The organism is Arenimonas sp. (assembly GCF_019459675.1).
Taxonomy (GTDB): Bacteria; Pseudomonadota; Gammaproteobacteria; order Xanthomonadales; family Xanthomonadaceae; genus Arenimonas.
Genome location: NZ_JAIBFH010000156.1, coordinates 1 through 9755, shown reverse-complemented (window position 1 = coordinate 9755; position 9755 = coordinate 1). Strand labels below are relative to the sequence as shown.

General features: G+C 70.6%; 6 protein-coding genes. 3 read left to right on the top strand and 3 right to left on the bottom strand.

Translation table 11 applies throughout. The features are described 5' to 3' along the window. Window positions 1-85 precede the first annotated feature (85 nt). Window positions 86-2827, top strand: a complete 2742-nt coding sequence (gene ppc, locus K0M70_RS05655; protein WP_290780429.1) for a phosphoenolpyruvate carboxylase — start codon at window positions 86-88, stop codon at window positions 2825-2827. Here ppc and K0M70_RS05650 read toward each other — a convergent pair whose 3' ends face one another. The 3 genes from K0M70_RS05650 to K0M70_RS05640 form a co-directional block, all read right to left on the bottom strand. Then, window positions 2828-3574: a tetratricopeptide repeat protein gene (locus tag K0M70_RS05650; RefSeq protein ID WP_290780427.1), complete on the bottom strand. Its 747-nt coding sequence runs from the start codon at window positions 3572-3574 to the stop codon at window positions 2828-2830. Window positions 3575-3627: 53 nt separating this feature from the next. Continuing rightward, window positions 3628-3972 (bottom strand): hypothetical protein, encoded by a 345-nt coding sequence (locus K0M70_RS05645; protein ID WP_290780424.1) that lies wholly within the window; start codon window positions 3970-3972, stop codon window positions 3628-3630. A 69-nt stretch (window positions 3973-4041) separates the two neighbouring features. Continuing rightward, window positions 4042-7284: an amidohydrolase family protein gene (locus tag K0M70_RS05640; protein ID WP_290780422.1), complete on the bottom strand. Its 3243-nt coding sequence runs from the start codon at window positions 7282-7284 to the stop codon at window positions 4042-4044. Window positions 7285-7465: 181 nt separating this feature from the next. On the opposite strand from K0M70_RS05640, the gene K0M70_RS05635 reads away from it, so the two are divergent. Together K0M70_RS05635 and K0M70_RS05630 are read left to right on the top strand one after the other, a co-directional pair. Continuing rightward, a complete protein-coding gene (locus K0M70_RS05635) occupies window positions 7466-8368 on the top strand; it encodes a GGDEF domain-containing protein (RefSeq protein WP_290780419.1) in 903 nt (300 codons plus the stop codon). A 47-nt stretch (window positions 8369-8415) separates the two neighbouring features. Then, window positions 8416-9612, top strand: a complete 1197-nt coding sequence (locus K0M70_RS05630) for an ATP-binding protein (RefSeq protein ID WP_290780417.1) — start codon at window positions 8416-8418, stop codon at window positions 9610-9612. Window positions 9613-9755: the final 143 nt, after the last annotated feature.

Sequence of the window (9755 nt, the reverse complement as noted above, 5' to 3'; positions counted from 1 at the left end):
CGCACGCAAAGGATGCCCCGGGGCAGCGGATGAAAACGTGTGCAGCCCGGTGACGGGCCCCGCCGCTAGGCGCTAGGCTGTTGGCATGAGCCAGACCCCCGCCGACACCGCCCCCCTCGAGTCGCTGCGCGACATCGACCTGCCGCCCACCGACGCCCTGCTGCGCGAAGACGTCAAGCGCCTGGGCGCCCTGGTCGGCGAAATCCTGGCGGAGCAGGTCTCGCCCGATTTCCTGGCGGATGTCGAAACCCTGCGCATCGCGGCCATCCGGCGGCGTGAGGCCGGCGCCCCCATCGAGGCCCTGTCCGACCGCCTGCACGAGCTGCCGCTGGACCGCGCCGAGCTGCTGGTGCGCGCCTTCGCCGCCTACTTCCAGGCCGTGAACCTGGCCGAGCGCGTGCACCGCATCCGCCGCCGCCGCGACTACCAGAGGCTGGGCGAAGCGCCCCAGCCCGGTGGCCTGGAGGACAGCCTGCGCCAGCTCAAGGCCGACGGCGTGGACGCGGCCACCGTGTCCGCCCTGATCGCCCGCCTGCGCGTCGAGCCCGTGTTCACCGCCCATCCCACCGAAGCCGTGCGCCGCGCCCTGCTCGAGAAGGAAAGCGAAGTGGTGCGCTGCCTGATCGAGGACATTGACCGCAACCTCACTCCGCAGGAGCGCCGCGCCGACATCGAGCGCATGCGCCTGGCCCTGACCGCCAGCTGGCAGACCGACGAAACCCCGCCGGAAAAGCCCAGCGTGGCCGACGAGTTCGAGCACGTCGCGTTCTACCTGTCCGACGTGCTTTACCGCGTGCTGCCGGTCTTCCATGAAGTGTTCGAGGACGCGCTGCACACCGTCTACGGCGACGAGGCGGCCGAGCTGCCGCCGGTGCTGGGCTTCGGCTCCTGGGTCGGCGGCGACATGGACGGCAACCCGAACGTGGGTGCCGCCACCATCGACGCCACGCTGTCGGGCCAGCGCGCCCTGGTGCTGGCGAACTACCGCCGCGACCTGGCGCGGCTGGGCGAAGTGCTCAGCCAGTCCTCGGGCCGCGTCGGCGTGTCGCCCGAGCTGCTTCGCCGCACCGACGAATACGCGCGCCGCTTCCCGAAGGCCGCCGACCGGCTCAAGTCGCGCCACGCCGACATGCCTTACCGTCGCTTGTGCGCGCTGGTGTCGGCACGCCTGGCCGCCACCGAGCAGGACAAGCGCGAGGGCTACGAAGACGCCGACGCGTTCCTGGCCGACCTGCGCCTGCTCGAAGCCAGCCTGCAGGCCCATCGCGGCGAACACGCGGGCGCGTTCGCCGTGCGGCGCCTGCGTCGGCGCGCCCAGGCTTTCGGCTTCCACCTGGCCACGCTGGACCTTCGGCAGGAATCCACCCAGCACGACCTGGCGCTGGCCGCCCTGCTGGGCGACGACGCCTGGCCATCGCGGCCCTGGCCCGAGCGGGCCGAACGGCTGCGCGAACTGATCGCGGGCACCGCGCCGCCGGCCGTGCCCGATGCCACCGACGCGGTGTCGGTGCTGGACGTCTTCCGCACCGTGGCCGACGCCCTGCCGCGCTACGGCGCGCGCGCCTTCGGCCCCTACATCATTTCCATGAGCCGCAGCGCCGCCGACGCGCTGGCGGTGATCGCCCTGGCGCGCATCGCCGGCTGCACAAATCGCGATGGCGCCGTGCCGCTGGACGTGGCCCCGCTGTTCGAAACCGTGGACGACCTGCAGGCGGCCGCCGACACGCTGCGCTCGCTGTTCGCCGACCCGGCGTACCGCGAACACCTGCGCGAACGCGGCGACCGCCAGGTGGTGATGCTGGGCTATTCCGACAGCGCCAAGGACGGCGGCCTGGTGGCTTCGCGCTGGGCCCTGCAGCAGACCCAGGTGCAGCTGACCGCGCTGGCGGCCGAGGCCGGCGTGCGCATCGCCTTCTTCCACGGCCGCGGCGGCTCGCTGTCGCGCGGCGGCGGCAAGACCGAGCGCGCCGTGATCGCCGCGCCGCGCGGTTCGGTGGACGGCACCCTGCGCCTGACCGAACAGGGCGAAGTGATCCACCGCAAATACGGCATCCGCGCCATCGCCCTGCGCAACCTCGAGCAGATGACCGGCGCCGTGCTGCGCGCCAGCCTGCGCCCGCGCCCGGCCGAACCGCGCGAAGCCGCGTGGCGCGCCATGGCCGCCGACATCGCCCAGGCCGCGCGCGCGCACTACCGCGGCCTGGTTTACGACACGCCCGGCTTCGTCGACTACTTCCGCGCCGCCACGCCGATTGACGTGATCGAGCGCCTGCGCATCGGCTCGCGGCCCAGCAAGCGCGGCACCGCCGGTGGCGTGTCCTCGCTGCGCGCCATCCCGTGGGTGTTCGCGTGGTCGCAGAACCGCTGCGGCCTGACCGCGTGGCTGGGCGTGGGCACCGGCCTGGCTTATGGCATCGGAAAATACGGACACGATGCGTTGGCCGAGATGGCGCGCGACTGGCCGTTCTTCGCCACGCTGGTGGACGACGTGGAGATGGTGCTGGCCAAGTCGGACCTGGGCATCTTCGAGCGCTATTCGACGCTGGCGGGCGATGCACACGGCGAATTCTTCCCGGGCATCGCCCAGGAGTTCGGCCGCACGCGCGACGCCATCCTCGCTCTCAAGGGCCAGGCGGCGCTGCTGGACGGCGACTTCCGCCTGCGCCAGTCCATCCGCCTGCGCAATCCCTACGTGGACCCGATCAGCCTGCTGCAGGTGGACCTGCTGGCGCGCTGGCGCGCCGCGGGCCGGCCGGAAGACGCGCTGTTCCATGCGCTGGTGACCACGGTGAACGGCATCGCCGCAGGCGTGCAGAACACCGGCTGATCAGCTGACGCGGTCGGCCTTGCGCAGCAGGGCGATCCACTCTTGCTCACTCTCGCGCGTGTGGGCGGGCAGGCGGTTGGCGTCCCGCAGCGCGTCGGCGGCCAGGGTGCGGGCGCGCTCGGTCTCGCCCCATTCGTGCAGCAGGATGGCATAGCGGGCGCGCGCTTCGAAGCCGGGGAAATAGTCCACCAGCACGCCGAACTCCTCGTGTGCCTTTTCGCGATCACCCAGCGCCGCCACGGCGCGGGCGTAGACCAGATGGGCGCTGGGTGATTTGAAGTCGGGGTTGGCGGCGATCAGGCGGTCCAGCAGGTCGCGCGCTTCGCCGGCGCGGCCGGTTTCCAGCAGAGCCTTGGCCAGGCGCGCCTGGATGTCGGCGTCGCCGGCGTACTGGCCCTGCAGCGCGCGCTGGTAGTGCGGCACGGCTTCCGCGGCGCGGTCGGCCGCCAGCAGGGCGTCGGCCAGGCGCAGCTGGTTGCCCACCGTAGGCGCCAGCTCGACGGCGTGGGTGGCGTTGCGCAGTTCGCGCGTGGGGTCGAACAGCTGGCGCACCTTGCTGCCCACCTTGCGCACGCCGCGGTGCTGGCGCACCTCGGGCAGCCAGATGGCGATGCCGTACACCAGGCTGCCCAGCAGCGGGAACAGGAACAGGATCAGCAGCCAGTAAAGCTCCTGGCGCGTGCGCACCGCATGGATGGCGAAGAAAACCGCCGCGATGACGTGCAGCCCGATACCTAGAAATTGCATGGCGCCTCCGGAGACTGACCCCGATTATCGGGTAATCGCCCCGGCTCCGGGAGTCAGGCCGAAGTGACGTCGCGCAGCTCCCAGTGGCTGCCCGCCAACAGGCGCAGGCGGTGCTTGAAAACCTCGCCCGGCAGCACCGTGGTGGCCTGCAGGCGCACGGTCAGGTCGTCCTGCTCGCCGGTCACCACGGCCGCCGGGTCAACGGTGCCCAGGGTCGGCTCCACGCCGTCCGGATCGTCCTGCAGGCCCCGCCAGCGATCGAACAGCGCCGACGAACGCAGCGCCGCCTGAAGCTCCTCGGCGAAGCCCTCGGCGCTGGACGAGTGGAACGCCAGGCTGGCCACTGGGCCGCGTGCAAGGGCGGGATCGGGCAGGCGCAGGTGGTAGCGGGTGGCCATGGGGTTCTCCTGAAAAGGGGCAGGCCTACAGCATAGGCCCCCCACATGAACTCCGCCCGACGGCGGCGACTAGTGCGTGTGTCCCGCTGCGGACTTGGGGCAGTGGCAGGGTGCCGTCGGGCCATACTCGACGCCCATCTGCACGCCGTTGCCGCTGCGCTGCCAGAAGAACACCGGCGCCGGCCGCTGCTTGCCGCCAATCTCGGCCAGGGTGGCGGCGTCATAAAGCCGGCCGTTCACCATCACCATTGCGGTGTCGGCGCTGTGCTGGATTTTCTCCAGCGGGTTGCCGTCCACCACCGCCAGGTCGGCACGCTTGCCCACTTCGATCGAGCCCAGTTCCTTGGCCAGGCCCAGGTAGCCGGCGCCGTCGATGGTGGCCGCGCGCAGCGCTTCCCAGTTGCTGAAGCCGCCCTGCGTGAGCGACCAGAGCTCCCAGTGCGGCGCCAGGCCCTGCAGCTGGCCGTGGCCGCCCACCAGGATCGGCGTGCCGTTGTCGCGCAGCTGCTTGGCGGCCTTGGCCACTTCCACGTGGTAGTAGTCCCAGTCGGGCGCGGTTTCGCGCCGCACCGTCTGCCCGTACAGCGAGTTCTTCGGGAAGAAGCGCAGCAGGCGCTCGTTCTCCCAGACGTTGTCGCGCGCATACCAGTAGCGTTCGGCGTTCAGGCCGCCGTAGTTCACCACCAGCGTGGGCGTGTTGCCCACGTCGGTGTTGCGCCACAGTTCGGTCACGTCGCGGTAAAGCGGCGCCACCGGGATGTTGTGCTCCACGCCGGTCACGCCGTCCACGATCATCGTCATGTTGTGCTGGAAGGTGCTGCCGCCTTCCTCCACCACCAGCATGCCCAGCTCGCGCGCGGCCTGGTTGATCTGCTGGCGCTGGTCGCGCCGGGGCTGGTTGTACGACTTGACCGAAAAGGCACCGTTCGCCTGCATGCGGCGCAGGTGGCCGCGGGCGTCGTCAATCGAGTTCACCACCGCCTTGAAGTCGCCGTCGGCGCCGTAAAGAATGGTGCCGGTGGAGTACACGCGCGGCCCCACCATCAGGCCGGCCTTCACCAGTTCGCTTTGCGAGAATACGAACTCGGTGGTGGCCGACGGGTCGTGCATGGTGGTGACGCCGAAGGCGAGGTTGGCGCTGTAGGCCCAGTTGGCCTGCGGCACCACGCCCTGGCCGAAGTGCGCGGCATGCGCGTGCACGTCCACGATGCCGGGGAAGACGGTCTTGCCGCTGATGTCGAGCTCGCGCGCGCCGGCCGGGATGGCCACGCTGCCGCGCTTGCCGACCGCGACGATGCGCTCGCCGCTGACCACCACCACGCCGTCCTCGATCACTTCCTGGGCGCGGTTGGCGTCGCGCATGGTCACCACGCGGCCGCCCACCAGGGCGAAGGTGTCGGTGGGGCGGTCGGTGGGCAGGCGCAGGCCCACTTCAACGCCGGCATCGGCCTTTGCGGCCGCCAGTGCACGGCTATGGTAACGGTTGCCCACCATCCAGTGCAGCGACTTCGAGTCGGCGCCCCAGTGCAGGTAGCTGCCCATGTCGGTGCCCAGCGCGGTGACCGGCACCGCCTTGGTGTCCTTGTTGAGCTCGATGCTGCCGCCGGTCATCGGCAGCGGCGCCACGTAGCCGTTGAACAGTTCGGTGAAGGCCACCGACCGGCCGTCGGGGCTGATGGCCACGTGGTCCACGTACTTGAGGCTGAACACCTCGCGCGACTGTTCGCCGTTGAGGCCCACGCTCTGCAGCTTTTTTTCCAGGCCGCCACCGGTGAGGAAGTAAACGCGCTTGCCGTCCGGCGAGAACTGCGGGTCGGCACCGTTGCGCGCCACCTGCACAGCTTCGCCGCCGGCCGCGGGCATCACGAACACGCCGCGCACGCCGCTCCACAGGCTGCCGGTGAGTCCGCCGCCGCCCTGGCGCGAATACACGATGCGGCTGCCGTCGGGCGACCAGCGCGGGCCGTAGTAAAAGCCCGGCTGCGTGGTGAGCGCGCGCGACTGGCCCGTGGCCAGGTCGAGCTCGCGGATGGCGCCCATTTTTTCGTCCGACCACGTGGTGTAGAGCAGCTTGCGCCCGTCGGCGCTGAACGACGGCTGGTACTCGAAGCCCGCCGCATCCGCGTTCAGGCGCCTGGGCTCGCCGCCCGGCAGCGCCTTGGTCCACAGCTGGCCCACCGCGTGGAACACCATCGTCTTGCCGTCGGGGCTGGTGGCCACGTCGCGGATCATCTTCGGGCTGAACGCGTCGCCGTCGAAGGCCTGGTCGAAGCGCAGCGCGGGCAGCACCGTCTGCGACACTTCGGCCGTGAAGGGCACCGGGGTCGGCTGGCCGCTGGCCATGTCCACGTTCCACAGCTTGCCCTGGGCCCAGATCAACACCGCCTTGGAATCGGGCGTCCAGTCGAAGTTGGGGTAGGGCCCGAAGATGGCCCACGCTTCCTGCTGGTCGTGCGACAGGCCGTCCCACACCGGGCGCGATTCGCCCGACGCCAGGTCCAGCACGTGCAGCACCGTCTTGTCGCGCACGCGCTTCACGAAGGCCAGCGACTTGCCGTCGGGCGAGGGCTGGGGGCGCACCGCGCCGCCGGCGCTGGACACCACGTTCTCGATCTCGCCGGTTTCCCGGTCCATGCGTCGGATGGCGTAGATCATGTCGTGCACGTTGCGGTTGTATTCGAAGCCGCCGCCCGGGCTCATGTCCTCGGAGAAATAGATGAAGCGGCCGTCGGGCGACAGCGCCGGTTCGCCCTGGTCCTGCTGGTCGTTCTTGCGCTTGGTCAGCTGCAGGCCCGTGCCGCCGTCGCGGTGGTAAAGCCACAGCTCACCGGCGCCGAGCGAGCGCTGCGAAGTGAAGTGCTTGCGGCCCACGAGGTATTGGCCGTCGGGCGTCCACGCGCCGTTGTTGAGCAGGCGGAAGTCTTCCTTCGACACCGCAGTGGCACCGCTGCCGTCGGCCTTCATGCGCCACAGGTTGTTGCCGCCGCCGCGGTCGGAGGTGAACGCAATTTCCTTGCCGTCGGGCGAGAAGCGCGGCTGGATGTCCCAGGAGGCGCCGCTGCTCAGGCGCTTGGCGCTGCCGCCGGCCGCCGGCAGCACGTACAGGTCGCCCAGCATCGAGAACACGATCTGCTGGCCGTCCGGGCTCAGGTCGAGGTCGAGCCAGGTGCCTTCGTCGGTGCTGAAGCGCACGGTCTTGCCCTTGGCATGCGCGGCATTGACGTCCCACTTGGGCGCGGCTGCTCCCGCGGCGTTCGCGCCGATGCAAAGCGTGAGGCAAACAGCGAGCGCAAGCGGACGACGGGACGACATGGGCAACTCCATTCAGGGGACCGGTGGATGCTAGGCCAAGCGCCCGCCGGGCGACCAGGCCGAAGGTCATGGGCGGGCAAAAGCGTGAGCCGGTTGGCGTTTATGAATATCCAATTGGAACAAATGCTTGCGCTTGCACGGAGCGCGCCCCCAGAGTAGGGACATGGTTCCCCCCCGCGCCATGACCCCTGCATTTTCGCGTACCGCTGCGCTCGTCGCGGCAACGGCCTGTGCGCCCGCATGGGCGTCTTCGTCGCCCCTTACGCTGGCCGCCTGGTTTTCGAGCGGTGCCACCCTGGCCCTGGCGGCCGCCCTGCTGATCTGCTGGCTGGTGCTGCACGAGCGCGTGGTGCCGCGTTCGGCCTGGCAGCCTTTCGCCGTCACGGCGGCGGTGGTCACGCCCGCGGTGGGCTTCATGGCCGGACGCTGGCCGCTGTTGGCGCTTTGCCTGTCGCTGGCGGCCCTGGCCTGGGGCCTGCTGATGGTGCACCGGCTGTCGTCGCGCATGCAGCACCTGCTGGAGGAGCGCGACCGCGCCCGCGCCGCCGCCACCCAGGCCAGGAAAGACTCCGAACGCGATGCGCTCACCGGTGCGCTCAACCGCGCCACCTGGCGCCAGCGCCTCGAGCAGCTGGCCAACGACGGCAGCGCCATGCAGCCGCCGCGGCCGCTGTCGGTGCTGTTTTTCGACATCGACCTGTTCAAGCTGATCAACGACAGCCTGGGCCACGGCGTGGGCGACGACTGCCTGCGCGCCGTGTCGGCCTGCGTGGCCGCCGAGCTGCGTGGCGGCGACGTGCTGGGGCGCATGGGCGGGGAGGAGTTCGCGGTGGCGCTGCCCGGGGCCAGGCGCATCCACGCCATCGCCGTGGCCGAGCGCATCCGCGTGGCGGTGCAGGGCCACTGCCGCATCGTCGGCGAAGAAGTAGTGGAGCTGACGGTGAGCATCGGCGCCGCCGAATACCTCAGCGCCGACGAATCCCTGGACGCCCTGGTCGACCGCGCCGACCGCGCGATGTACAACGCCAAGGACTCGGGCCGCAACATGGTGGTGGCCGACGCGGCGGTGCCCGCGGTCCCCTGAGCTGACCGCAGTGCGATAATTGGCCCCCATCGTCACCGGGGTCGGACATGCTGCCGCTGCTGGTCAACCTTCGCTACCTGGCGGTCATCGGGCAACTGATGACCATCGCCTTCGTCCGGCTAAAGCTGGGGCTGGGCATCCCGGTGCTGCCGCTGGTGTCGATCACGCTGGCGCTGCTGGCGTTCAACGTGGCCACGCAGCTTTGGCATCGCCAGCGCCCGGTCGGGCGCCGCACGCTGGGGCTGCAGCTGGCCGTGGACGTGGTGGCGCTGACGGGGCTGCTGTATTTTTCCGGTGGCCCGGGCAATCCATTCGTGTCGCTGTACCTGGTGCCTGTCGCGCTGTCGGCCATCGCGCTGGAAGTGGTGCCCATGGTCGCACTCACCGTGCTGGCGGCAGGCTGCTACACGGTGCTGCTGTCGCACAATATTCCGCTGCCGCACGTGCACGGCCGGGATTTTGAACTGCACATGACCGGCATGTGGGTGAACTTCCTGCTCAGCGCCACCATCATGGCGGCCGTGCTGAGCCGCTTCATCGCCACCGTGAAGGACCAGCGCAACCGGCTGCTGCTGTCGCGCGAACGCGCCGTGCGCGACGAGTCGCTGCTGGCCCTGGGATCGCTGGCGGCCGGCACGGCGCATGAGCTCAACACGCCGCTCACCACCCTAGGCCTGCTGGCAGATGACTGGTGCAGTTCGGAAGATCCGCCGTCGCGCGAGGACCTGGCCCTGATGCGCGCGCAGGTGGCGCAGTGCCGCGACCACGTGCGCGCGCTGGCCGACCTGGCGCGGCGCGGCGCCGTCGATGAGCCCGCGTCCGAGCCCGCTCATGCCTTCGTGCAGCGCTGCGTTGAGCGCTGGCGTCTGCTGCGTCCCAGCGTCGAGGCCGTGCTTGAGAACGCCGCCGGAGACGCCTGGCTGCGTGTTACGCCGTCGCTGCCGCAGGCCCTGATCAACCTGATGAACAACGCCGCCGACGCCAACGCGGCCACCGGCAGCGGCGAACCCGTGCGGATCGACGCGGCCGTGGTCGGCGACTGGCTGGTGGTGGGCATCGCCGACCGCGGCCCGGGGATCGGGAAGCCGGGCCCCCTCGCTTCAGAGTCGACGGTGGGGTTGGGCATGGGCCTGCTGGTGTCGCAGGCCGGCATCGAGCGGCACGGCGGCCGTGTGCGCCATCTGACGCGCGACGGTGGCGGCAGCCGGGTGGAAATCGACCTGCCGCTGCAGGAAGCGCCGTGAACTTCCCGCCCAGCCTGCTGCTGGTGGATGACGACGAAGCCTTCTGCCGCGTGCTGTCGCGCCAGCTGGCGCAGCGTGGCGTCGCCCCCCCCGGGGCGCCCCCCCGGCCCGCCCCGCCGCGGGGCCCCCCCCGCCCTCAGCCC